This is a genomic window from Yoonia sp. KMU-150, assembly GCF_056858355.1.
The window spans coordinates 746,086-769,401 of record NZ_JBXEQF010000001.1 but is presented as its reverse complement, the minus strand read 5'-3'; the positions used below and the strand labels follow the sequence as shown (position 1 = coordinate 769,401).

At 65.4% G+C, this 23,316-nt stretch carries 20 protein-coding genes and 1 riboswitch; of the genes, 11 read left to right on the top strand and 9 right to left on the bottom strand.

Annotated features, from left to right (window positions below; all coding sequences use genetic code 11):
- Positions 1 to 120 precede the first annotated feature (120 nt).
- From cobJ to AC04PH_RS03520, 6 genes are all read right to left on the bottom strand, one after another.
- Complete coding sequence (cobJ, locus tag AC04PH_RS03545; RefSeq protein ID WP_483064364.1) at positions 121 to 1,962, bottom strand: precorrin-3B C(17)-methyltransferase; 1,842 nt, start codon at positions 1,960 to 1,962, stop codon at positions 121 to 123.
- Positions 1,953 to 2,702, bottom strand: coding sequence for a precorrin-2 C(20)-methyltransferase (gene cobI / locus AC04PH_RS03540; RefSeq protein ID WP_483064363.1), 750 nt, complete (start codon positions 2,700 to 2,702; stop codon positions 1,953 to 1,955). Before cobI ends, cobJ begins: the two co-directional genes overlap by 10 nt.
- Entirely contained in the window at positions 2,699 to 3,901 is a 1,203-nt protein-coding gene (gene cbiE / locus AC04PH_RS03535; RefSeq protein WP_483064362.1) for a precorrin-6y C5,15-methyltransferase (decarboxylating) subunit CbiE, read from the bottom strand. Before cbiE ends, cobI begins: the two co-directional genes overlap by 4 nt.
- Positions 3,898 to 4,536 carry a precorrin-8X methylmutase gene (locus AC04PH_RS03530; protein ID WP_483064361.1) on the bottom strand — a complete coding sequence of 213 codons (639 nt, stop codon included), beginning with the start codon at positions 4,534 to 4,536 and terminating at the stop codon, positions 3,898 to 3,900. The genes cbiE and AC04PH_RS03530 overlap by 4 nt, the downstream gene beginning before the upstream one ends.
- Before the next feature lie 67 nt (positions 4,537 to 4,603).
- The gene (locus AC04PH_RS03525) at positions 4,604 to 5,803 is read right to left on the bottom strand and encodes a sirohydrochlorin chelatase (protein WP_483064360.1); all 1,200 of its coding nucleotides are present in this window, start codon (positions 5,801 to 5,803) and stop codon (positions 4,604 to 4,606) included.
- Positions 5,800 to 6,015, bottom strand: coding sequence for a DUF6732 family protein (locus AC04PH_RS03520; RefSeq protein WP_483064359.1), 216 nt, complete (start codon positions 6,013 to 6,015; stop codon positions 5,800 to 5,802). Before AC04PH_RS03520 ends, AC04PH_RS03525 begins: the two co-directional genes overlap by 4 nt.
- 315 nt (positions 6,016 to 6,330) lie before the next feature.
- Between AC04PH_RS03520 and AC04PH_RS03515 the strand changes: the two genes are divergently transcribed.
- Entirely contained in the window at positions 6,331 to 7,305 is a 975-nt protein-coding gene (locus AC04PH_RS03515) for a glutathione S-transferase family protein (protein ID WP_483064358.1), read from the top strand.
- Here AC04PH_RS03515 and AC04PH_RS03510 read toward each other — a convergent pair whose 3' ends face one another.
- Positions 7,306 to 7,689: a response regulator gene (locus AC04PH_RS03510; RefSeq protein WP_483064357.1), complete on the bottom strand. Its 384-nt coding sequence runs from the start codon at positions 7,687 to 7,689 to the stop codon at positions 7,306 to 7,308.
- On the opposite strand from AC04PH_RS03510, the gene AC04PH_RS03505 reads away from it, so the two are divergent.
- From AC04PH_RS03505 to AC04PH_RS03480, 6 genes are all read left to right on the top strand, one after another.
- On the top strand, positions 7,682 to 8,281 hold the full coding sequence (locus AC04PH_RS03505) for a DUF1636 family protein (protein WP_483064356.1): 600 nt from the start codon (positions 7,682 to 7,684) through the stop codon (positions 8,279 to 8,281). The genes AC04PH_RS03510 and AC04PH_RS03505 overlap by 8 nt on opposite strands.
- Positions 8,278 to 9,216, top strand: a complete 939-nt coding sequence (locus AC04PH_RS03500) for a threonine-phosphate decarboxylase (protein WP_483064355.1) — start codon at positions 8,278 to 8,280, stop codon at positions 9,214 to 9,216. Before AC04PH_RS03505 ends, AC04PH_RS03500 begins: the two co-directional genes overlap by 4 nt.
- 14 nt (positions 9,217 to 9,230) lie before the next feature.
- Positions 9,231 to 10,112, top strand: coding sequence for an adenosylcobinamide-phosphate synthase CbiB (gene cbiB / locus AC04PH_RS03495; protein WP_483066143.1), 882 nt, complete (start codon positions 9,231 to 9,233; stop codon positions 10,110 to 10,112).
- Positions 10,113 to 10,166: 54 nt separating this feature from the next.
- Positions 10,167 to 11,330, top strand: coding sequence for a lytic murein transglycosylase (locus AC04PH_RS03490; RefSeq protein WP_483064354.1), 1,164 nt, complete (start codon positions 10,167 to 10,169; stop codon positions 11,328 to 11,330).
- Positions 11,297 to 11,710 carry a ParB N-terminal domain-containing protein gene (locus AC04PH_RS03485; RefSeq protein WP_483064353.1) on the top strand — a complete coding sequence of 138 codons (414 nt, stop codon included), beginning with the start codon at positions 11,297 to 11,299 and terminating at the stop codon, positions 11,708 to 11,710. Before AC04PH_RS03490 ends, AC04PH_RS03485 begins: the two co-directional genes overlap by 34 nt.
- Before the next feature lie 115 nt (positions 11,711 to 11,825).
- Positions 11,826 to 12,767 carry a hypothetical protein gene (locus tag AC04PH_RS03480; RefSeq protein WP_483064352.1) on the top strand — a complete coding sequence of 314 codons (942 nt, stop codon included), beginning with the start codon at positions 11,826 to 11,828 and terminating at the stop codon, positions 12,765 to 12,767.
- 92 nt (positions 12,768 to 12,859) lie between these two features.
- On the opposite strand, the gene smc is transcribed toward AC04PH_RS03480, so the two are convergent.
- Positions 12,860 to 16,315: a chromosome segregation protein SMC gene (gene smc, locus AC04PH_RS03475; protein ID WP_483064351.1), complete on the bottom strand. Its 3,456-nt coding sequence runs from the start codon at positions 16,313 to 16,315 to the stop codon at positions 12,860 to 12,862.
- Positions 16,316 to 16,554: 239 nt separating this feature from the next.
- Positions 16,555 to 16,770, top strand: a riboswitch (cobalamin riboswitch).
- A gap of 110 nt (positions 16,771 to 16,880) precedes the next feature.
- Between smc and AC04PH_RS03470 the strand changes: the two genes are divergently transcribed.
- The 3 genes from AC04PH_RS03470 (at position 16,881) to AC04PH_RS03460 (ending at position 19,131) form a co-directional block, all read left to right on the top strand.
- Positions 16,881 to 17,525, top strand: coding sequence for a HupE/UreJ family protein (locus AC04PH_RS03470; RefSeq protein WP_483064350.1), 645 nt, complete (start codon positions 16,881 to 16,883; stop codon positions 17,523 to 17,525).
- A gap of 78 nt (positions 17,526 to 17,603) precedes the next feature.
- Entirely contained in the window at positions 17,604 to 18,671 is a 1,068-nt protein-coding gene (gene cobW, locus AC04PH_RS03465; RefSeq protein WP_483064349.1) for a cobalamin biosynthesis protein CobW, read from the top strand.
- Positions 18,672 to 18,681: 10 nt separating this feature from the next.
- A complete protein-coding gene (locus AC04PH_RS03460) occupies positions 18,682 to 19,131 on the top strand; it encodes a GNAT family N-acetyltransferase (protein ID WP_483064348.1) in 450 nt (149 codons plus the stop codon).
- 2 nt (positions 19,132 to 19,133) lie between these two features.
- Here the strand turns inward: AC04PH_RS03460 and AC04PH_RS03455 are convergent, their stop codons facing one another.
- Positions 19,134 to 19,385, bottom strand: coding sequence for a hypothetical protein (locus AC04PH_RS03455; protein ID WP_483064347.1), 252 nt, complete (start codon positions 19,383 to 19,385; stop codon positions 19,134 to 19,136).
- Positions 19,386 to 19,432: 47 nt separating this feature from the next.
- Here AC04PH_RS03455 and cobN point away from each other — a divergent pair, with 47 nt between their 5' ends.
- Positions 19,433 to 23,248, top strand: a complete 3,816-nt coding sequence (gene cobN, locus AC04PH_RS03450) for a cobaltochelatase subunit CobN (protein ID WP_483064346.1) — start codon at positions 19,433 to 19,435, stop codon at positions 23,246 to 23,248.
- Positions 23,249 to 23,316: the final 68 nt, after the last annotated feature.

The following is a 23,316-nucleotide window of genomic DNA, read 5'->3' as shown; positions in this document are numbered from 1 at the left end:
GGCGCGACTCGCATGACCCTCGGTATGGCCTGTTTGCGGCAGACCTGCCCGCAAACGGCCTCTCAGCTAATCTTGCGTGCGGGATGGCGGGTGGGGCGCATTTTGCAGCGCAAAACAGCGTCATCCCGCCAGATCCCCGTCGATCTTGCGGGCATAGCCGCGCGGCGTGTACATCCGCGGCCCCGTGCCCAGCTGCGCCAGCCGCGAATGGGACGAGCCCACCAGCACCACGGTCAGCATATCTACCTCATCCACTTTCAACGCATCCAGCCTGCGATACCGGATATACTCCTCAGGCCGTCCCAGCGACGATGCCAACATCACCGGCGTATCCGGCGGTCGGTGCTGCAGCAGGATGTCGCGCGCTTCGGCCAGCAAGGTCCGCCGCCGCATCGAAACGGGATTATAAAAGGCGATCACGAAGTCCCCCTCGGCCGCCGCTTTCAACCGCTTGACGATATCCTCGCGCGGCGTCAGCAGATCGCTCAGCGAGATCGCACAGAAATCATGCCCCAAAGGTGCTCCGGCCCGCGCCGCCGCCCCCTGCAGCGCGCTCACGCCCGGCGAACACACCACCTCGACCCGGCGCGCGGCATCCGACACGCCCATCTGATCCGGTCCGCGATCCAGTAGTTCAAAGACCAATGCCGCCATCGCATAGATTCCCGCATCGCCCGAACAGACCAGCGCCACATCCTTGCCCTTGCCCGCCTGCTCCAGCGCATACCGGCAGCGGTCTTCTTCTCCACCGAGCGGGAAATCCGCCCGTATTTTTCCCACGGCCAATGGCCCCAGCAGATCGATATAGAGGCCGTAACCCACCAGTTCTTCGGCCTCCGACACCAGCCGCGACACTTCCGGCGTGCGCCAGCTAGCCTGCCCCGGCCCGATGCCGACGACAGACAGCCGTCCCCGCGCGCGTCCGCGCGTTTCCGTCAACGGCTCCGGTGCCAGCCCCAGCGCACAGGTCGCATTCGCCGTCTTGCGCTTGGCCACCAATAGCGTCGCGTCCAACCCGCCCTGCGCCAGTGCTGCCGCTTCCGACACGCCATGCGTGCCGACCTCGGCGAAAACCACATCCGACGGGTTCGCCAGCCGTGGCGTCTCCGCCTCTAGCGCGTCCGCGTCGAACAACCGCAAGGGCACGCCCAGATCGGCGGCCAGATCGATGATCGCGAATTCGTCCGCCTTCAGCGTGATCGTGTTGACGGAATGGATCGCCTCCGGCGCGATCCCCGCCTCGTCCAGCACCTGCGCCACCAGTGTCGCCAATTCCTCGGGCGCGCAGTCCCGCGCACAGCCCACGCCCAGCGTCACCCGCTGCGGCGCGAATTGCAGATGGTCCGGCCCCAGCGTCGCGTGCCGTTCCATGCTCGCCGTCAATATGACACCCTCCGCCTTTGGCACGTCCGCCAGCCAGTCCGCCACCGCATCGCCCGCGACAGTCGCCCCGCCCGCCGCCAGCATCCCGGCCATCGCATCCTTGGCGTCGTCGGGGTTCACCAGCCGCCAACCGGCGGGCGGCGCATCGAGCGCCACGCCCATCGCCACTTCGCCCGCCGTCGTCACCGCCGATACGGCCCCCAGCGCATCGGCAATCCGCGCCGCAAGCCGGTTCGCCCCGCGATGTCCGCCCAACAGCGGCACAACCACCGCGCCGTCGTCCGACACCGACACCACCGGCGGTTCCGTTGTCTTGTCGGCCAGCAAAGGGGCCACCGCGCGGATCAGGATACCGCTGGCACAGACACCGATGATCGGCACGCCCGCCGCGAACAGATCGCGCGTATGATCCAGCGCATTGGCGAAGAACGCTTCGGCCTGTTCGACGCGCCCTTCGCGCCCGTGCACGCCGCAGCCCAAAGCCTTCGCCACACGATGTGCCGTGCCTTCACCGGACCGCGACAGCGCCAGTACGACGGGATTGCGCGCCGCCTGAGGCGCGACAGGTTTCACAGCCATGGATCGGCCCCCTTGGTCAAAAGTATCATCGAAAAATAAGGCGCGGTCTCAGGCGCATCGGCCAGCGGCAGGACCACCTCGTCCGGCAGCGTCGCCCGCTCCACATAGACCGCCTGCGCCGTCAGCCCCAGCCCGTCGATCACGCCGCGGATCTTTGCCAGATGCCGCCCGACCTTCATAATCGCCACGCTTTCCGCGCCTGCAATCCGGTCGCGCAATTCGTCTTCCGACAGCGGCCCCGGCAGCACCGTCAACCGCTCGTTCCGCGCCGCCAGCGGCATTCCCGCCGTCGCAGCACAAGCGGTGATCGAGGTCACGCCGGGCACGACCTGCACGTCATAATCGCCGGACAACCGCGCGAAGACATACATGAACGACCCGTAGAAAAACGGGTCCCCTTCGCACAGGCACACCACATCGCGACCCGCGTCCAGATGTGCCGCAACCTGTGCCGCCCCGGCATCGTAGGCCGCTTGCGCAGGCCCGCGCGCCACCGTCATCGGCACGTCCATGACGATCTCGACCGCATCATCGGCGATCAAATCCGCAGCAATCGCCCGCGCAAAACTGCTGCCGCCCGCCAGCGTCGGGTATGCGACTACGCGCGCGTTCTGAATCAACCGCGCCGCCCGCAACGTGATCAAATCCGGGGCGCCCGGCCCCAGACCGACGCCGTAGAGCGTCCCGCGGGACGGCGGGCGGGGCGCATTGGCATCGTCAAGAGCGTCGCGCGACGTCATCGTTTCACGAGGCTCCACTGCGTGACCGGCATCGCGGGCCGCCAGCCCGTCAACCGGCCGACCGGTTCCGCGCGATAGGTCATGATCTTGACCAGATCGCCGCCGAATTCCGCGTGCAGGCCGATCAATGCCGCCTCGGATTCCAGTGTGACCGCATTGGCCACCAACCGCCCCAGCGGGCGCAGGGAGTCCCACGCCGCCTCAAACGTCGCCCGGCTCAACCCGCCTCCGATAAAGATCGCATCCGGTGCCGCCAACCCGTCCAGCGCCTGCGGTGCCGTGCCTTCGACCAGCTCCAGCTTCGGCGTGCCCAGTGCCAGCGCATTGGCCGCCGCCATCGTGCGCCTGTCCGCCCGCGGCTCGATTCCCACGGCCCGCGCATAGCGCGCCGCCCGCATCCACTCGATCGCAACCGACCCGCAACCACAGCCGATGTCCCACAAAAGCGCCCCGCGCATCGGCATCAGTTTCGCCACCGTCACCGCACGGATCTCCTGTTTGGTCATCGTGCCGTCGGATTGGAACAGACTGTCCGCCAAGCCCGGCACGCGTGGCAAGAGCGCCGCGTCGGGCGCCGCTACACATTCGACCGCCAACGTGTTGAAGGCCGGCACCACGTGGTTCCAGCTTTCCGCCAACCCGTCGAACCGCGCCTCCTCCTTGCCGCCCATCGCGGCCAGCACGGTCATCCGCGACTTGCCGAACCCCCGCGCCGTCAGAAACGCTGCGATCTGGCCCGGTGTCTCCGACCCCGTCGTCAGAATCAGCAGCCGCAGGTCGGGCTGGATGAAGGCGATCATCTGCTCCACCGGCCGCCCGTGGACGGTCAGTGTTTCGACGTCCGGCAGCGACCAGCCCATGCGCGCGGCGGCCAGTTGAAAGGCCGAAAGCTGCGGATGATAGACGATCTCCGCCGGGTCCACCGCCCGCCCGATCCGGGCACCGGCCGAAAACCACAACGGATCGCCGGTCACCAGCACCACGGCGCGCCGTCCGCGCAGGCCTTGTATGGTCTCGATCATCGCGTCGAACGGCGAGGGCCACGCCAGCCGCTTCGCCGTCACAGCATCCGACAGTTCGTGATGCCGGTCACCACCCAGAATGACCTCCGCCGCCTCGACGACGGCGCGGGTGGCGGGCAGCAGCCCGTCCAATCCATCCTCGCCGATGCCGACGATATGCAGCCAAGGTTCGCTCACATCGCATCCTCCGGCAAGCCCGCCGCCAGTGCGTTCACCGCTGCAGAGGCCATGGCCGACCCCCCACGCCGCCCGCGCACGGTGACAAAGTCACAGCCGCGTGGGTCAGCCGCCAGTTCCGCCTTGCTTTCCGCCGCCCCGATGAAGCCGACCGGAAACCCGAGGATCACCGCAGGCTTCGGTGCACCTGCGTCGATCAACTCCAGCAGGTGAAACAGCGCCGTGGGCGCATTCCCGATTGCCACAACGGCACCGTCCAGATGGTCGACCCACAGGTCCACCGCCGCCGCCGACCGCGTGTTGCCGATGGCCTTTGCCCGCTCCGGCACGGAGGGATCGTTGAGCGTGACGATCACAGGATTGTCCGCGGGCAGATACCGCCGAATGATCCCGGCACCCACCATCTCGCAATCACACACGACCGGCGCACCCGCTTGCAAGGCCGCATGGCCCGCCGCAACCGCACCTTGCGAAAACGCCAGCCGATCCGCGATTTCGACCATGCCGCAACTGTGGATCAGCCGCGTGATCAGCGGATGCAGCGCGGGCGCGAAACGGTCCATCCGCGCCTCCTTGCGCACCGTCGCGAAACTGGCGGCGTAGATCTCCGCAGGGTCTTTCTCGTAGGGACGCATCAGGTGATCGCCCGATTTTTCGCCGAAAAATCGAGCCTTGCGAATTTTCGCGAAAATTCGGGGGCCTTCACGATTTCACCGATCTGCGCGCACTTTCCGGCCCGTGCGGGTGTTTTGCGTGCGGATATTCGGCATGTACATGATCGTGGTGATGGTGATGATCGTCACCGTGGTGATGATGATGGTGGTGATCATGCTGCGCCTCCAACCGGCACATGCCGGTGCAGAACGTATCGCACAACCTGCAGTCGGCCACGTTCGACCCCGGCGCGTTGGCCCCTTGCCCTTCGACGTGGTGGTGGTGGCTCTCCTGCACGGCACCCACTTCCGCCTCGAACCCCAGAACGGCGGTGCGGTATTTGCACAAAACGCAGGTCGGCGGCGGGGTGTCGTCGAAGGCCGGATGATTGCGCTGATCGGCGCTGATGTGGTGATGCCCGCCGTCCTCGGTCGCCAGCACCTGTTCGCGATAGCCGCAGATGCCGCAGTTGGGCGGCGGGTTCTTTCCGGTCTGTTCGATGATGCGTTCGGCGAAGGTTTCCAGCACCTTTGGGTGATCCCCCAGATAGCCCGCCTTCACGAAGGTGATATCCGGGTATTCCGCCGCGACCCGATCGGTAAAACCATAAATCCGGTCGATCAGGATACCCGAAAACAGGAAATAAGGAAACACGATCACACGCTTGTAGGGCAGCCGCGCGACATGCTGTAAACAGGGCTCCACCAGCGGGAAGGTCACGCCGGAATAGCCGACTTCGCACCAGCCAAAGCCCATGCCCTCCTGCAACATCCGCGCGATCTTGGACACGTTGCCGTTGGCGTCGGGGTCCGACGCGCCGCGCCCGATGACCACCAGGCAGGTCTCCTCCAGCGGCAGGTCGCCGTGGTCGGCATCCGCTTGCGCCACGGCCTCGCGGATGCGGCCCGCGGCGGCGGCGATCATCTTGGGGTCCACGCCCAGCTCGCGGCCGTAGCTGACGGCGATCCCGTGCTTGGCGGCGTAGGTGTTCAGCACCGTCGGAATGTCGTTCTTGGCGTGCATCGCGGCGAAGAGCATCCCCGGCACAGCCAGAATGCGGTCGCATCCGGCCTCGCGCAGGCGGTCCAGACCGTCGCGGATCACCGGATTGGCAAATTCCAGATAGCCATAGTCGGTGAGCCAGTCGTCGGGCAGATAGGCCGGCAGCTTGTCGGCCAGCGTGGCGAATTCATCGACCGCCGACTGGCTGCGCGACCCGTGGCCGCAGATCATCACGCCGGTTTTCATGCGGCTTCGCCTTCGGGGTCCTCGGCTTCGGCCTCCTCGGCCTCACCCTTCTTACGGCCCTTCGCGGCACCGGCCAGCCCGATGATGACGGCGATCCCGATGGCGGCCCCCGCCAGCCAGTGATCGTGGCCCGCCAATTCGCCCCAATGACCCGGATGCGCCTGCGCCGCACCAGCCCAAACCATCGTCATCACACTCAAGAAAATACGCATTGCCCGTTCCCCCTGTCTCTTGCGCCCGGCAGCCAGAGGACCGTGCGTATCGCACGGCAGGTCGACGACGTGACGCGCCGGTTCCCTGTGGGGGTCAACCTTGCGCCACCAACCATTCTGGCCACTGCGGGCTTCGTCACGGGCGGTATATGGGGCGATCCGGCGCGCCGCAATGAAAGAAGCGGCATCCCCCGGCGGAAACCGGCAGACCTGTGCATTGCCGCACCCCACGTGCGCTGTGGCAGGGATTTGTTCGCGGCGGCGACTGGCCTACCTCATGATCGACACGATGATGGATCTGAAAGGACTGTTCTGATGGGACAACTGGTTGACGGCGTCTGGCACGATGTCTGGTACGACACCAAAAAATCGGGCGGCAAGTTCGTCCGGTCCAACGCGAAGTTCCGCAACTGGATCACCGCCGACGGCAGCGCGGGGCCAAGCGGCGAGGGTGGTTTCAAGGCCGAAAGCGGACGCTATCACCTTTATATCTCCAATGCCTGCCCCTGGGCGCATCGCACCATGGTGTTCCGCGCCCTCAAGTACCTGACCGATCATATTGGCCTATCGGTCGTGCACCCCGATATGCTGTCCGACGGCTGGACCTTCGACACCGATTTCGAGGGCGCCACGGGGGACAGGCTTTATGGCCTGCCATTCGCCCGCGACATCTATCTCAAGGCCGATCCGCAGATTTCGGGCCGCGTGACCGTGCCGATCCTGTGGGACACCGAACGCGAGACGATCGTTTCGAACGAATCCTCCGAGATCATCCGCATGTTCAACAGCGCCTTCGACGGGATCACCGGCAACACCGATGACTACTGGCCGGAAGACATGCGCGACGCCATCGAAGAGGTGAACGACCGCGTCTACAACACCGTGAACAACGGCGTTTACAAATCCGGCTTCGCCACGACGCAAGAAGCCTATGATGACGCGGTGCACCCGCTTTTCGACAGCCTCGACTGGCTGGAGGAGCGGCTAGGCAAGACCCGCTACCTGATGGGCGACAAGATCACCGAGGCCGACTGGCGGCTATGGACGACGCTGATCCGGTTCGACCCGGTCTATCACCTGCATTTCAAATGCAATCGCCGTCGAATCGCCGACTATCCGAACCTCTGGGGCTTCACCCGCGAACTCTACCAATGGCCCGGTATCGCCGAGACGGTGAATTTCGATCACATCGTGCGGCACTACCACTACAGTCACGAAACCATCAATCCGAACCGGATTATCCCGATCAATCCGCTGCTGGATCATGCGGCACCGCACGGGCGGGGCTGATCAGCCGCTTCTGGCCAGGGGAGGGTCGGGCACCCGCGATTGCCCGTAATGCATCACGATCGCCGCCAGATCGTCCGGCGGCGTCGTGGTCGTGACGAAGGCCCGCGCGTTGCCGCTGTGTGCAAAGATCGACCCGTCCGAGAAATAATCGGTGTCGGTGACGAAGATCACGTTGGTGCGCGGATGGTTGAAATTGACGAAATCGGCGATGGCGAACGCACTGCCGTTCGGCACCATAAGATCGAGGACGATCACATCGAACCTGTCGGACTGCAACCTGCGCAACGCCGCCTGCCCGTCATCGGCGAGGGTGACCCGCGCACCGGCCGCGCGCAGATGCTCCGCCCAGTTCTGGCCCAACGCAGGGTTGCTCTGAATGATCATGACTTCGATGGCGAACGTCTCCGACCCGGCGCTTGCGCGCACCTGTTTTCCACGTGTCCTGCAATGCGGCCTGCCGATTTCCCGCCGGTCGGCCTTCGCGGGAAACTGTAACACGGGTTGTGGTATCCGCACGGCACGACTTGTAGAGGTGGCGCAAATCCGCTTGAAGAGTGAAAACCCGGAGGCCGAGCGCGACATGACGTCCACATGGATCACAATCTGCGATACCTGCAAACGGCCCGAATGGGACGCATCCGCGGGCGGGCCGACCGACGGCGAAACCTTCGCCGCGCTGATCGAGACGGCGGCGGCGGGGCTGCCCGATGTCAGAACCCGCCGGGTTTCGTGTCTGATGGGCTGCCAGTCCGGGTGCAACGTCACGGTGCAGGGCAAGGACAAGATCGCCTATACCCTGGGCAACTTCATCCCCGGGGCAGAGGCCGCCGAAGGCATCGCTGCCTACGCGGGCCTGCACGCGCAAAGCGAAACAGGGCAGGTACCCTACCGCACGTGGCCGCAGGCGATCAAAGGCCACTTCGTGACCCGCCACCACCCGATCCCCGCCGATCCAGAAACCACCGGCGACGCATGACCGACCGGCCCCGCGACCACGGTGGCGGAATCGACGCCGCCGCCGCACGCTTCGGCGGCGCGAGGGGCGACTGGCTGGACCTGTCGACGGGGATCAACCCGGTGCCTTACCCTCTGCCCAAGCTGCCACCGGATGCCTGGACCGCGCTGCCCGACCGCGCTGCTTTCGACCTGATCACCGCGCGCGCAAGGACCTTCTGGGATGTTCCGCCTGACGCCGCCGTGCTCGTCACACCTGGCGCATCTGCCGCCATCGCGCAACTGCCCCGTCTGGTACCCGCCGCAACCGTCGCCATCCCCGGCCCGACCTACAACGAACACGCCGCCGCCTTTGCCGCCGCGGGCTGGACGCAAGGCGACGCGAGCACAGATGCCATCGTGGCGGTCCATCCCAACAACCCGACCGGGCGTTTGTGGAACCCCGACGATCTCGACCTGCCTTTCACGATCATCGACGAAAGTTTCTGCGACGTCGCGCCGGAAACGTCTCTGATCCGTCTGGCCGACCGCCCCGGCACGATCGTGCTCAAGAGTTTCGGCAAATTTTGGGGGCTGGCCGGTGCACGACTGGGGTTCGCCATCGGCGACCCGGACCTGATCGACGATCTGGCCACGCGTCTTGGCCCTTGGCAGGTCGCGGGTCCCGCGCTGCATATCGGGGCAGAGGCCCTGTCGGATTTTCAGTGGGCCGAGGACACCCGCATTCGTCTTGCGCAGGACGCCGCGCGACTGGATAAACTCATGATCGGTCATGGCGCGGTCGTCGTCGGCGGCACGTCGCTGTTCCGGCTCTACGAGGTGGCGGACGCGCAGGCCGCGCAGGATCACCTTGCAGCGGCGAAGGTCTGGTCGCGCATATTTCCCTATTCCAAAACGTGGCTGCGCCTCGGTCTGCCTGCAACTGATCGCTGGGCGCAACTGGAAGGTGCGTTTTGACGCTGCTGCTGGCGATGCTGCTCGATGCCGCGTTCGGAGAGCCGCGCTGGCTCTGGTCGCGGGTTCCGCATCCCGCCGTGATGATGGGGCGCGCCGTGGGCTGGGCCGACGGGCGTTTCAACATCGGATCGCAGCGCAAGGTCAAAGGAATTTGCGTCTTAGCCGTTCTGGTGATTGCCGCCGCTGCAATCGGCACCATATTGGCGGCGATCCCGGGTCAACTCGTGGACATCCTCGTGCTGGCGATCCTGCTGGCCCAGCGTTCGCTAGTGGATCACGTGAAGGCCGTCGCCAGCGGGCTGCGCACCTCGCTCGGTGACGGTCGGCGCGCACTTGCCATGATCGTGAGCCGCGACACGGGCGACATGGATCAATCCGCCGTCGCCCGCAGTGCCATCGAAAGCGGGGCGGAAAACCTGTCTGACGGCGTGATCGCGCCGGCCTTCTGGTTTGTCGTCGCGGGCCTGCCCGGCCTGCTGATCTACAAGATCACCAATACCGCCGACAGCATGATCGGCTACAAAACCCCGCGCCATGCCGATTTCGGTTGGGCCGCCGCGCGATTCGACGATCTGCTGAACTGGGTACCTGCCCGCCTGACCGCGTTCATCATGCGCCTCGTCACACCGCAGCGGGCTGCCCCCCGCGCTGTTATCGCCGACGCGGCACTGCACCGGTCCCCCAACGCGGGCTGGCCAGAGGCCGCGATGGCCCACGGCCATGACATCGCGTTGAGTGGCCCGCGCAGCTATGACGGCACCCTGCAACCCTTCGCCTATGTGAATGCAGCGGGTCGCAAGGCGCTGACGGCCTCCGATATCGACGCCGCCGTCACGACCCTGTGGAAAACATGGGCTGTGCTGCTTGTCGCCGCCGCGATTTACAGCCTGTTTTAACCCGCTCCTGCGGCTGATAACCAAGGGCCGAAACGATCTGAATTGGAGCCGCCGATGCGCAGCCTGACCATCCTCGCCCTGACCCTTTGCGCCGGCACAGCCACCGCCCAATGCGGCGGCAGTTTTTCCGATTTCCTGTCCGGCATCCGCACGGAAGCATCAGCGCGCGGACTGGATGAAGCAGCCACCGACAGGTTCCTGTCCGGCGCGCGGCAGGATCAAGCGGTCCTGAACGCCGACCGCAGGCAGGGCGTGTTCCAAAAGGATTTCATCGCCTTTTCACGCGCCTTGATCAGCCAGAACCGAATCGACAACGGGCGCACGCAGGCCACGCGCCAGGACGCAATCTTTGATCGGATCGAGGCGGAATACGGCATTCCGCGCCACGTCCTGCTGGCCTTCTGGGCGTTCGAAACCGATTACGGGTCGTTTCAGGGTGACTTCAACACCCGCAACGCGCTGCTGACGCTGGCGCATGATTGCCGCCGGCCGGAGCTGTTCCGTCCGCAGGTCTTTGCGGGGATCGCGCTGACCGCCCAAGGTGGCATGGACCCGGCCCGCACCACCGGTGCCTGGGCAGGTGAAATCGGCATGGTCCAGATGCTGCCCGGCGACATCATCGAAAACGGCCGCGACGGCGACGGCAACGGCGTGGTCGATCTCAAAGGCTCCGCCCCCGACGCGCTCCTTTCCGGGGCTGCGGTGCTTGCCTCACTCGGCTGGCGACCGAACGAACCCTGGCTGCAGGAAATCCGTGTGCCGGATACGCTGAACTGGGCCGAAACCGGGCTGGATCATCCCAAGACGGTGGCCGAATGGAACGCACTCGGCGTGACATCGCGCGATGGCACGGCCCCTGCAGACATGACCGCCCGGGTCATTCTGCCGATGGGACGCAACGGCCCCGCCTTCTTCGCCTATCCCAACTTCGACGTTTATTTCGAGTGGAACCAGAGTTTCACCTACGTCCTGACCGCCGCCTACTTCGCGACGCGGCTGGCGGGTGCGCCGGTCTATGACGCAGGCAGCCCGTCGCCCGCCCTGTCGGGGGAACAAATCCAGCAGCTGCAACGCAAGCTAGCCGCTCGCGGCCACGATGTCGGCGGGATCGACGGTATTCTGGGCGCCAACACCCGTAATGCGATCCGTGCCGAACAACAGCGTCTTGGTATGCCGGCCGACGCATGGCCAACGGCGGCGCTGCTGAACGCGCTGTGACCCTGCGGTCGCAAAACCACATGCGGCCTGTCGGTGGCGCACTGCATGTCTGGGATATCCTGCCACTGATCCGCATCGCCGAAAGCGCAAAGGTCTTCGATCTGCAACTGGCCACACTTGCGGATATCGACAAACCCTACTGGTTTCTGACCGAAGACCAGGTGCCGACATGCCGCGCCGTCATGGCCCACGCAGCCCAGGTCGATGCCGCAGATTTGCGGTACCCGGTACTGGTCTGTGAAAACGACCGCGTGATCGACGGAATGCACCGCATCATGAAGGCCCTGTCGCTGGGGCACACGACGATTCCGGCGCGCCGGATCGTGTTGCCGCCACCCGATGAGATCCGAAGTCTCGCACCCGGTGCCGCGCAGGCCTGACTGGCCGGAAAATGCGCCCTTCCAGCCACAATGACGCCGCAGATCGCCTCTAGCGTGTAGTGCGGTGCCACCCGTTGCGTGTCGCCGTCGTCGATAACCATCAAGGCGCCTTTCCATGATCATCCTGCGTGCGTTTCCCCTGTCGCTCTCTGTCTTCTGGCGCTATCTGCTGGTTTCTCCGGCACTTCTCATCGCCCTCACACTGGCGTCAGGGCTTGCAGTTCTTGTCGCACTGCTGTCCGCACTGATCCTGCCGCAGGGTCTTGCCTATATCCTGTGCCTCGTCATGCTGATGGGGTTGTTCGTGGCACCTGTCCTTGTCGGCGCACGGATCGGTCTGATGACACTTGGCCACAAACCGGCGAACGGCGTCGCGGGCGTATCGAAGTCAGCCATGCTCTACGGCGCGACCATCGGTCTGGTGATCATGGTGGTGTACGGCATGATCGGTATCGCGCTCTACGCGATTTTCGGACGCGGCGGTTTCGACACGCTGACCGTCTCTGCCATGTCCAGCTTCGGTCTGGGTCCTGTCGCCTTGGCTGTCGTCGGTATCGCGCTGTTCTACGTGCTGCCCTCGTTCATCCACGGGCTGTTCATGATGCCGATGGCCGGTGCCGCGATCGGCCGTGACCCCAATGGCGAGCGGCACACACCCTTTGCCGGGTTCGGCGCGGGCGCGCTGCAACTGCTGTGCCTGATCGTGATCGCGCTCGTCATCAACATCGCCGGTGCGGCGCTCGCCACCTATCTGACACTCGCGATCTTCAGCGAACAGTATCTGAGCGGCCTGTATCTCACCGTCCTGTCCGACCCCACGATGCTGCGCGACAGTACGGTCTACCTGCCGTTTCTTGTATTCTTCGGCACGATCCTGACAATCGCCATGTATGCGCTCAGCCTGCAATCGGCAGGTGCCGCGCTGGTCTATCACGACCAGACCGACAACTTCGACAGGATCAAGGCGGAACCCGTCCGACCCGCCCCGGACGCACCGGCATTCACGCCGACCGATGCCCGCGCATTGTGGCAAAGCCGGATGCCGAAACTGCAGTGACCGCGCTTCGTCAACGCATCATCTCGCCGTAGATACACGAAATACGGGACGGTGGGCGGGGCGTCGGCGCAGCCGCGCGTCGCCCGGCCGGATCAGGCCACCATGGACGCGGCACGCTTGAGGTCGACCGACACAAGCTGCGACACGCCCTGTTCCCCCATCGTCACCCCGAACAGCCGGTCCATCCGGCTCATCGTGACGGCATGGTGGGTGATGATCAGGAACCGCGTCTGCGTGCGCCGCGTCATCTCGTCCAGCAGGTCGCAGAACCGCGCGACGTTGGCATCGTCGAGCGGCGCATCCACCTCGTCGAGCACACAGATCGGTGCGGGATTTGCGAGGAACACGGCAAAGATCAGCGCCAGCGCGGTCAGCGTCTGCTCGCCCCCCGACAAAAGCGACAGCGTCGACAGTTTCTTGCCCGGCGGCTGACACATGATCTCAAGCCCCGCATCAAGCGGATCGTCGCTTTCGACCAATACCAATTTCGCCTCGCCACCGCCGAACAGATGCGTGAACAGCAATCCGAAGTTGTCGTTCACCGTCTCGAAGGCCGTCAGCAGCCGCTCGCGCCCTTCCTTGTTCAGGCTGGCGATACCGGACCGCAGCGCCGAAATCGCGTTTTCCAGATCGGCCTTCTCCGCGGCCAACCCGTCGTGCTCCTCCTGCACGGCACGGGCATCTTCCTCGGCACGCAGGTTCACCGCCCCCAGACCGTCGCGCTGGCGTTTCAGCGCATTGACCTGTCCCTCGACGATCTCGGCTGCAGGCATGGCATCGACATCCACGTCCAGACTGTCGAGCAGCCCTTCCGGCGTCATCTCCTGCGCTTCCATGATCCGTTCGGCGGCCGCCTCGACCGTTTCCTTTGCGGCGTCAGACCGCGCCTCCGACCGCGCCCGCGCCTCTCGCGCCTCGGACGCCGCGCGCTCCGCATCGCGTTCGGCATGGCTTGCCGCGCGCAGCGCACTGTCCGCCTCCGCCAGCCGGTCGGCGGCAGCCCTGCGCCGCGCCTCCGCCGCCTCGATCGCATCGGCCAGTTCTGCGCGCTTGGCGGCGATCTCTCCGGGCGCCGCCGCCGCCGTGGCCAGTTCCGCCTCCGACGCTTCCTTGCGTTCGGCCAGTTCCGCCGTCCGCTTTGCCGCCGTCTCCAGCCGGTGTTTCCAGCCAGAGATTTCCTTGGCGACCTCCTGCGACCGCTTCAGCCGCGCCTCGCCTTCGCGGCGCACCTCGTCGTGGGCGGACCGGCGCGACATCATCGTGATCCGTGCGGCCTCTACGGTCATTTTGACATCCTCGACCTGCGCGCGCGCATCGCCCAGATCGCCCAGGTCGCGCAACGCGGCTTCCGCCTCGGCCAGCGCCTTGCGCGCGACCATCGCCTCCTCGGCATGGCGCTTGACCGCAAGACCGGAGGATTCCAACCGCCCCTGTGCCAGATTGCGGTCGGCCTCGGCCTTTGATGCCGCCCGGTTCGCGTCCGCCACCAGCCTGTCGGCGTCCCGCCGCGCCGTCCGCGCCGCCTGATCCGCAGCCGTCAGGTCGGCCAGCCGCTGCGTTAGTTGCTCGTGCGCCTGTGCCGCGCCCTGCGCCCGCGCCGCGACGTCCTCCAGATCACGCTTCAACTCGACAAGCCGGTTCAACTGCTGCAACCGCAGGGCCGCCGCCGATGGCGCGTCTTCCGACGCCGCCCGAAAGCCGTCCCAGCGCCAGACGTCCCCTTCGAGCGATACCAGCCGCTGACCGGGTTTCAGCACCGCCTGCAACTGCGCGCCTTCCTCCTGACGCACCAGACCCACCTGGTTCATCCGCCGTTCAAGCACGTCAGGCACCGCGACATGGCGGGTCAGCGGCGTCACGCCGTCAGGCAGCGACTGCACGGTCAGATACCCCGACAACGTCGCCCAGCCCGACGCCGCGTCCGGCCCGACCGCCGGAGCACGCAGATCATCGGCAAGGGCCGCGCCAAGCGCCTTTTCATACCCGCTGTCGACCGTCAGCAGGTCAAGCACCTGCCCGCCTTCGGCGGTGTCCCGTTCGACCAGCCGTGCCAGCGCCGCCACTTCGGCGCGCAACGCGTTGGCCTCGCCCTCCGCCTCGGATCGCTGCGCACGCGCGGCACTTTCCCGCTCCTGCGTTTCGGCGCGCGCCTCCTCTGCGGCGACGAGCGTTTCCTCCGCCGCACGCGCGGTGGCCTGCGCCTGGGTTTCGGACGCGCCCGCCGTGGCAAAATCGGTTTCCGCCTGCGCCAGCGCCGCCTGTGCCGCCTCGGACGTCGCCTGCGCCTGCGCCGCCTCGCGCTCGTTCTTGTCCAGCGTCGTGCGGGTGTCGTCCAAAAGCCGCTGCGCGGACTGGTGCCGCGCCGCAAGCCGTGCGACATCCTCGGTGCGCTGGCTCAGGTCCGCCTCGCGCTCCTGCAGGACAGCCCCGGCCTCGCGCGCCACCAGTTCCGCCGCAGAAAGGCGATCCTCGTGGCCGACCCCGGCTTTGGCAAGTTCGGCGGCCTCCCATTCCAGCCGGTCAATCGTTTCCCCGGCATCCCGGTTCAGCCCGCCCTCGCGCGCGATATCATGTGTCAGCTGCTCGATCCGCCCTTCAAGCGTCGAGATCGTGTTCAGCGCACGTGTTTCGCTCTCGTCCAGAGCATCGCGCTGCACCTGCAATCTCTGTAGCACCGCACCGGCAATCGCCTCTTCTTCGCGCAGGGGCGGAAGGGCCTCCTCGGCAACCTGCCGCGCCTTCGCCGCCTGCCGCGCGGCGGTTTCTGCCGCCGCCGCCGCGGTCGTCCGCTCGCGTAGCTGATCGGCTGCTGCCAGCAGCGCCTCATCGGCCTCGCGCCAGCGGCGATACAGCAACATCCCCTCCGCCTGGCGCAACTTGTCACCGATCTCGCGGTAGCGCGCGGCCTGTCGCGCCTGCCGGGCCAGTTGCGCCAGTTGCGCAGCCAGTTGCTCGATCACATCGTCGACCCGCGTCAGGTTCGTCTCCGCGCCCTTCAGCTTCAGTTCCGCTTCATGTCGGCGCTGATATAGCCCCGAAATCCCCGCCGCCTCTTCGAGGATGCGCCGCCGCGATTTCGGCTTGGCGTTGATCAATTCACTGATCATCCCCTGCCGCACCAATGCCGGGCTGTGCGCCCCCGTCGACGCATCCGCGAACAGCATCTGCACGTCACGCGCGCGCACGTCCTTCGCCCCCACCTTGTAGGCGGACCCCGCGTCGCGGGTGATCCGGCGGATGATCTCCAGATGGTCGCTGTCGTTGAACGTGGCGGGCGCGAGCCGCTCGCCATTGTCGATCACCAAAGACACCTCGGCAAAATTGCGCGCGGGCCGGGTGGAGGCCCCGGCAAAGATCACATCCTCCATGCCCCCGCCACGCATCGCCGTCGGGCGGTTCTCGCCCATGACCCAGCGCAGCGCCTCCAACAGGTTCGACTTGCCGCATCCGTTCGGCCCGACCACACCGGTCAGCCCGTCCGCGATGATCAGGTCGGTCGGGTCCACAAAGCTCTTGAACCCGTTGAGTCGCAATTTGCTGAAGCGCAAGGCGGATCGCCCCTTCATGATTCCATTCAGGTCAACAAATGTCACCCGGCGATCCGGCCCAAGTCAACGGATCGCCCCTGCATCTGGGCGATTTTGCGCAGTTATCCACAAGATATTGCGGATTTTGAGCGGAACACGGGACGGTGGGCGGGGCGTCTTGGCGTCAGCCAGACGCGTCGTCCGTCGCCCGACCTCATCATCACGTCGCAATTCCACATTGCGTTTCGCACCGAACCGGCGCACAAACAGTCCCGCAAGGTTCCCCATCAGGTGCAAAGCATCCGGGGATCAAATGGGAATGTGGACGGGCCGATCCCTTCGGGAGACCCAAAGCCACAGCCGCCCCCGCGACTGTATGCGGAGAGTGGCTTGTCACGATGTCACTGGGCAACCGGGAAGACGACAAGCCGCATCGACCCGCAAGCCAGGAGACCAGCCTTGCACCGTCCCGCAGACCGGGGCGGCATGATAACAACGGACGGGGTGTTCCGGGGGTCGGCCAAGGCAAGCGCGCCAAGGGCAATCCACGCATTCCCCTCAGAAAAGAAGACCGAAGGGGACAACCATGAAAAGAATTCTCACCGCCGCCGCCGCGACCCTCGCAGCGACACCCGCCCTTGCCCACCACCCGCTGGGTGGCCTGCCGATGGAAACCTTCAGCCACGGCCTGCTGTCCGGCGTCGGCCACCCCGTACTGGGCTTCGACCACCTGTTCTTCGTGATCGCCATGGGCATCGCCGCCGCCTTCACCGCCAACCGCCTGCTGACCCCCGCCGCCTATATCGGCGCGATGCTGGCCGGTTGCGCGCTGATGTACGCGGGCATCGCCATGCCCATCGCCGAAACGGTCATCGTCGTATCTCTGATCGCTGTCGGTGGCATCGTCCTGTCGGGCCGCAAACTGACAATGCCGGTCGCACTGGCTGTCTTCGCAGGCTTCGGCCTGTTTCACGGGTCCGCCTTCGGCGGCTCCATCGCGGGTCAGGAAGGTGGCGTCGGCGGCGCGGTCCTGCTGGGCTACTTCATCGGTCTGGGTGCCATCCAATACGCCATCGCGGTCTTTACAGGTTGGGCCGTGCGCCAGCTGGGTGCTACGGACGCCGCCGCCATCAATGCCCGCCTCGTCGGTGCGATGGTTGCCGGTGTCGGCGTGTTCCTCGCGCTCGAAATCATCGAAGGCCCCATCGTCGCGGCCCTCGCCGGCGCGTAAACTAGGCCTGACTTACTCAAAGGGAAGGCCACCCGGCCTTCCCTTTTTCACGCCGCCCCCATTCATCACAGGTGTCCCATGCCAGCCAAAATCCCCGCCACCGTCGTCACAGGTTTTCTGGGTGCCGGTAAAACCACGTTGATCCGCCACATGCTGCAAAACGCCAAGGGCAAGCGTATCGCGCTGATCATCAACGAATTCGGCGATCTGGGCGTGGACGGCAATATCCTCAAGGGCTGCGGCGACGAGACCTGCCGCGAAGAGGACGTGGTGGAATTGTCCAACGGCTGCATCTGCTGCACCGTGGCCGATGACTTCATCCCGACGATGGAAAAGCTGCTGGACCGCCCGGACAAGCCCGACCACATCGTGATCGAAACCTCCGGCCTTGCCCTGCCGCAACCGCTGGTGCGCGCGTTCAACTGGCCCGGCATCTCCACCCGCGTCACCGTCGATGGCGTCGTCACGGTCGTCGATGGCCGCGCCGTCACCGACGGTCAGTTCGCCCACAACGTCGCCGCCGTGGACGCCCAGCGCGCACAGGACGAAAACCTCGACCACGAAACCCCGCTGTCGGAATTGTTCGAGGACCAGATCGCCTGCGCCGACATGATCGTCGTCAACAAGTCCGACCTGTTGAGCGAGGTTGAGGCGACCACCCTCACCACCCGCCTGAAATCCGAATCCCGTGACGGAGTGCAGGTCGTCAAGGCCTCCATGGGCGCGCTGCCCGTCGATGTGCTGCTGGCTCAGGGGATCGGTGCGGAATCCGACCTCGAAGCACGTCACGAGGTCCACCACCATCATCATCACGATGATGACGACGACGGCGATCACCACGACCATGAGCACGAACACGGCCACGATGAATTCGAGAGCTTCATCGTCACCCGCGGCGAAATCGCGGATGCCAAGGCGTTCACGGCACAGGTTACCGACACCATTCGCGCCCACAACATCCTGCGTCTCAAGGGCTTCGTCGCGGTGAGCGGCAAACCCATGCGCCAGACGCTGCAAGCCGTCGGCCCCCGCGTCGATACCTATTTCGACCAACCCTTCGGCGACGCGCCCCGCAAAACCCGCCTCGTGGTCATCGGAGAGGCCGGACTGGACAGGGACGCGATCACCGCGGCACTGACCACGTGAATGTCGCACCATGATCGTCGTCGCGAAAACCGATCCCCACGATCCGCAGGCCACCGCCCTGCTGAAACAAAGCCATGCACTCATGCAAAGCCTGTTCCCGCCCGAAGATAACTTCTACCTCGATGTGGGCGACCTTTGCGCCGACCACATCCATTTCTACACCGCCCGCGAAGGCACCACGACACTGGGCACCGGTGCGGTCGCGATTAAATCCGATTATGCAGAAATCAAATCCATGTTCGTCGCTGAAAACGCGCGCGGCAAGGGCGTCGCTGCCGCCCTCATGCGCCAGTTGGAAGATACCGCGCGCGAGGCGGGCGTTCTGGTGCTGAAACTCGAAACCGGTAATGTTCTGCACGCCGCCCACAGGCTCTACGCGCGCCACGGGTTCACCCCCTGTGGCCCCTTCGGCGATTACCACGCCGCCGCGTCCTCCATCTTCATGGAGAAACAGCTGTGACCCTACTGCTTGTCCTCGCGCGCGCGATCGGGGTCATATTGCCCCCCATCCTTGTAGGTTTCGTCCTCGGGTTGCGCGGGCACATCCAGTTCGGTCTTGCCCTTGCCCTGTTGCGCTCGCTTCATCCGCTCCAGCAGGTCTTCCTTGTCTGCACGTCCACCAAACGGTTTCTTATCGGATCCATGCTGATTGTGTTCGCGATGTTTCGGCGCGTTCTTGCCCTTCTTGGGCGCACCGGCTGCCTTGTAATCCATGATGCTCTCCTGTGGTCGAACGCCCGGCTATCACGCCGGTTCCGCCCATGCACCTGCTAGCCGCGACCCCCGGCGCGATTTCCGACGGGCAGGAGCCTGTCGATCTGGGCCAGACCCCGGCCGATATCGTGGTCATCTCCGCCGCCGATACCGAACTGGCCGCCCTGTCGGACGCCCGGTCGCAGATGGGTGCCCCGCCCGATCTGCGTCTGGCCAACATGATGCACCTGCAACATCCGATGTCGGTCGACCTGCATCTGGACGATTGCGCCACCAAATCGCGGCTGGTGATCGCCCGCGTGCTGGGCGGCGCGGGGTATTGGAAATACGGCCTGACCCAATACGCCGCCCGTCTGCATGATGCAGGCGTGACCTTCGTGGCCCTGCCCGGCGACGATAAACCCGACGCCGAACTGCGCGGGTTGTCGACCTGCACTGATGACGACTACGACGCGCTCTGGTCCTACCTCGTCGAGGGCGGGCCGGAAAACAGCACCAACTTCCTGCGCTACGCCGCCGCGATGCTGGACGGGACCGATAAGCCACAAGCCGCCAGCCCACTGCTCAAGGCCGGTCTTTACTGGCCGGGGGAGGGCATTTCCGACGCCTCGGCAGTGCACGCCCGGTGCACGCCCGGTGCACGCATTGTGCCGCTCGTCTTTTACCGCGCGCTGGTGCAGGGTGGTGGGCTGAACCCGATCAATCGCCTGACCAAATCGCTTCTGCGCGCGGGCCTCACGCCACTGCCGATCTTCGTGTCCTCGCTCAAGGATCCGCTCTCCGTCGCCACCCTCGACACCATCTTTCGAGCCGCACCGCCCGACGTGATTCTCAACTGCACCGCCTTCGCCGTGGGCTCCCCGCATGACGGCGACGACAGCCCGCAGAACCCGTTGACAATGCCTTCCGCCAACAAGGCCCCCGTCTTTCAGATCGTCCTCTCCGGCGCTTCCGAGGCGACATGGGCCGACAACCCCCAAGGCCTCACCGCCCGCGACATCGCGATGAACGTGGCCCTGCCGGAAGTCGACGGCCGCATCCTGTCCCGCGCGGTCAGCTTCAAGGGCGAGGCCTATTTCGACGAAGCGACACAGTGCCCCATCGCCACCTATCAGGCGCGTGGCGACCGGATCGACTTCGTCACAGCGTTGGCCAAAAACTGGACCGACCTGCGCCATACATCCAACAAAAACAAACGCATCGCCCTCATCCTCGCCAACTATCCAAACAAGGACGGCAGGCTCGCCAACGGCGTCGGCCTCGACACCCCCGCTGCCACCGTCCACGTGATGAACCTGCTGCGCGATGCGGGTTACGTCACCACGCCTCCCGCAGACGCGACCGCCCTGATGGACCGGATCATGGCAGGCCCCACCAACTGGCTGACCGACCGCGCCGAAAAAGAGGGCGGCGCGTTCCTGCCGCTCGACATCTACAGGCAGCACTTCGATGCGCTGCCATGGGACGTCAAGCAACAAATCACCGACCGCTGGGGGAGTGCGGAACAGGATCCCTTCTTCTGGTCCGCATCGGGGCTCCGCCCGTCACAACCTGAAACGCTCCCCCAGAGCGTTTCCAAGACGGTTGCGACCCCCGCGCCGGGGGCTCCGACATCAGCCCCATGCACAGGCTTCAAACTCAGCATCCACACCTTCGGCAACGCAACCGTCTGCCTGCAACCCGCGCGCGGCTACAACATCGACCCGGTCGATACCTACCACTCCCCCGACCTCGTGCCACCACACAACTACCTCGCGTTCTACTTTTACCTGCGCCACCATTGGGGCGCCGACGCGATCGTTCACGTGGGCAAGCACGGCAATCTCGAATGGCTGCCCGGCAAGGCCGTGGCGCTCTCCGAAACCTGCTGGCCGGAGGTCGTGTTCGGCCCCACGCCGCACGTCTATCCCTTCATCGTCAACGACCCCGGCGAGGGCACGCAGGCCAAGCGCCGCACGAGTGCCGTCATCGTCGACCACCTGACCCCGCCCCTGACACGCGCCGAAAGCTATGGCCCGCTGCGCGATCTCGAAGCACTGGTCGACGAATACTACGAGGCCGCTGGCGTCGATCCGCGCCGGATCAAACATATCGCAGGCGAAATCCTGTCCCTGTCCGAGGTGACGGGACTGGCCAAGGATGCCGCCTTCACCGGCGACAGGGACGGTGATCTGGCGAAGCTCGACGCGTACCTCTGCGAGTTGAAAGAGGCGCAAATCCGCGACGGCCTGCATATCTTCGGCCAAAGTCCGACGGGCACACTCGCACGCGACCTGACCATCGCGCTCGCCCGCGTCCCGCGCGGCGACGGCAAGGGCGGGAATGCATCGCTGCTGCGCGCGCTGGCCGCCGATCTGGACCTGTCCATCGACCCGCTGGACTGTGACCTCGCTGTCCCCGCGTCGGAAAAACCAGACGCATTGCTAGACATAACAACGGACCCGTGGCGCACGAACGGCGATACGGTGGAACGCCTCGAAATCCTCTCGCAGAACCTTTTGCGGGATGGTGGGCGGGGCGTCGGCACAGGCCGCGCGTCGCCCTCCGTCCTGAAAGAAATCCGCGAGACGATCATCCCCAAGGTCGTCCGCTCCGGCCCGGCCGAAGGCGCGGGTCTGCTCACCGCGCTGAACGGGCAGTTCCTGCACCCCGGCCCGTCCGGTGCCCCCACCCGTGGCCGCCTCGACACGCTGCCCACCGGCAAGAATTTCTATTCCGTCGACAGCCGCGCCGTCCCCACCCCCACCGCCTGGGCGCTGGGGTGGAAATCCGCGAACCTGCTGATCGAAAAGCACCTGCAGGACCAGGGCGACTGGCCGCGTACGATGCTGCTGACCGCATGGGGCACCGCCAACATGCGCACGGGTGGCGACGACATCGCGCAGGCGCTGGCACTCATGGGCTGCAAACCGACATGGGACAGCGCAAACCGCCGCGTCACCGGGTTCGAGGTGCTGCCGCAATCCGTTTTGGGGCGCCCCCGCGTCGATGTCACTCTGCGCATTTCCGGCTTCTTCCGCGACGCCTTCCCGCAACTGATCGCTCTGGTCGACTCTGCAGCCAAAGCCATCCAAGCACTCGATGAACCCGAAGACCTCAACCCCGCCGCCGCTCGTGCCAGACAGGGCGAAGATTCTGCCCGCGTCTTCGGCTCCAAACCCGGCGCTTATGGCGCGGGCCTTCAAGCGATGATTGACGAAAAACTCTGGGCGGACAAAGCCGACCTTGGCGCGGCCTATGTCGAATGGGGCTCTTACGCTTACGGGGCCGGGCAGGACGGCAAACGCGCCAAGGCAGAATTCACACAGCGCCTGTCCCAGACCGAAGCCATCGTGCAAAATCAGGACAACCGCGAACACGACATCCTCGATTCTGACGACTACTACCAGTTCGAAGGCGGTGCATCCGCTGCCATCTCAACAATCCAATGCGTGGACCGCCCAATCTACCATAACGACCATTCCCGCCACGAACGTCCGCTGATCCGCACGCTGGACGATGAAATCGGGCGCGTCGTCCGGTCCCGCGTGGTGAACCCCAAGTGGATCGCGGGTGTCATGCGCCACGGCTACAAGGGCGCTTTCGAAATGGCCGCGACGCTGGACTACCTCTTCGCCTTCGCCGCCACCACAGGGGCGGTGAAAAACCATCATTTCGATCTGGTGGAAGAGGCGTTTCTGGCCGACGACGCCGTCCGCCAATTCATCGCCGACAACAACGCGCCCGCGTTGCATGAGATGGCGCAGCGTCTGCAGGAAGCGATCGACCGCAACCTGTGGCAGCCGAAATCAAACTCCGCCCGCGCGCGTATCGCCGGGCTGCTGGGTCAGATGCCGGCCGCCAGCGCCGCGACACCGAAGTAGCTCATGAAAATCACCAAAGAGAAAATCCGCATCGTCCCGCCTCGTCGTTTCTTGCCGTTTTGCCCGAA

Bases quoted from the DNA above. Each gene is read 5' to 3' on its own strand.
- AC04PH_RS03505 (WP_483064356.1), top strand. From the start codon at position 7,682: ATGATCATGACTTCGATGGCGAACGTCTCCGACCCGGCGCTTGCGCGC.
- cobN (WP_483064346.1), top strand. From the start codon at position 19,433: ATGCACCTGCTAGCCGCGACCCCCGGCGCGATTTCCGACGGGCAGGAG.
- cobJ (WP_483064364.1), bottom strand. From the start codon at position 1,962: ATGGCTGTGAAACCTGTCGCGCCTCAGGCGGCGCGCAATCCCGTCGTA.
- AC04PH_RS03480 (WP_483064352.1), top strand. From the start codon at position 11,826: ATGATCATCCTGCGTGCGTTTCCCCTGTCGCTCTCTGTCTTCTGGCGC.
- cobI (WP_483064363.1), bottom strand. From the start codon at position 2,702: ATGACGTCGCGCGACGCTCTTGACGATGCCAATGCGCCCCGCCCGCCG.
- cobW (WP_483064349.1), top strand. From the start codon at position 17,604: ATGCCAGCCAAAATCCCCGCCACCGTCGTCACAGGTTTTCTGGGTGCC.
- AC04PH_RS03460 (WP_483064348.1), top strand. From the start codon at position 18,682: ATGATCGTCGTCGCGAAAACCGATCCCCACGATCCGCAGGCCACCGCC.
- AC04PH_RS03490 (WP_483064354.1), top strand. From the start codon at position 10,167: ATGCGCAGCCTGACCATCCTCGCCCTGACCCTTTGCGCCGGCACAGCC.
- AC04PH_RS03470 (WP_483064350.1), top strand. From the start codon at position 16,881: ATGAAAAGAATTCTCACCGCCGCCGCCGCGACCCTCGCAGCGACACCC.
- cbiB (WP_483066143.1), top strand. From the start codon at position 9,231: ATGCTGCTCGATGCCGCGTTCGGAGAGCCGCGCTGGCTCTGGTCGCGG.
- AC04PH_RS03485 (WP_483064353.1), top strand. From the start codon at position 11,297: ATGGCCAACGGCGGCGCTGCTGAACGCGCTGTGACCCTGCGGTCGCAA.
- AC04PH_RS03515 (WP_483064358.1), top strand. From the start codon at position 6,331: ATGGGACAACTGGTTGACGGCGTCTGGCACGATGTCTGGTACGACACC.
- AC04PH_RS03530 (WP_483064361.1), bottom strand. From the start codon at position 4,536: ATGCGTCCCTACGAGAAAGACCCTGCGGAGATCTACGCCGCCAGTTTC.
- AC04PH_RS03455 (WP_483064347.1), bottom strand. From the start codon at position 19,385: ATGGATTACAAGGCAGCCGGTGCGCCCAAGAAGGGCAAGAACGCGCCG.
- AC04PH_RS03510 (WP_483064357.1), bottom strand. From the start codon at position 7,689: ATGATCATTCAGAGCAACCCTGCGTTGGGCCAGAACTGGGCGGAGCAT.
- AC04PH_RS03525 (WP_483064360.1), bottom strand. From the start codon at position 5,803: ATGAAAACCGGCGTGATGATCTGCGGCCACGGGTCGCGCAGCCAGTCG.
- AC04PH_RS03500 (WP_483064355.1), top strand. From the start codon at position 8,278: ATGACCGACCGGCCCCGCGACCACGGTGGCGGAATCGACGCCGCCGCC.
- AC04PH_RS03520 (WP_483064359.1), bottom strand. From the start codon at position 6,015: ATGCGTATTTTCTTGAGTGTGATGACGATGGTTTGGGCTGGTGCGGCG.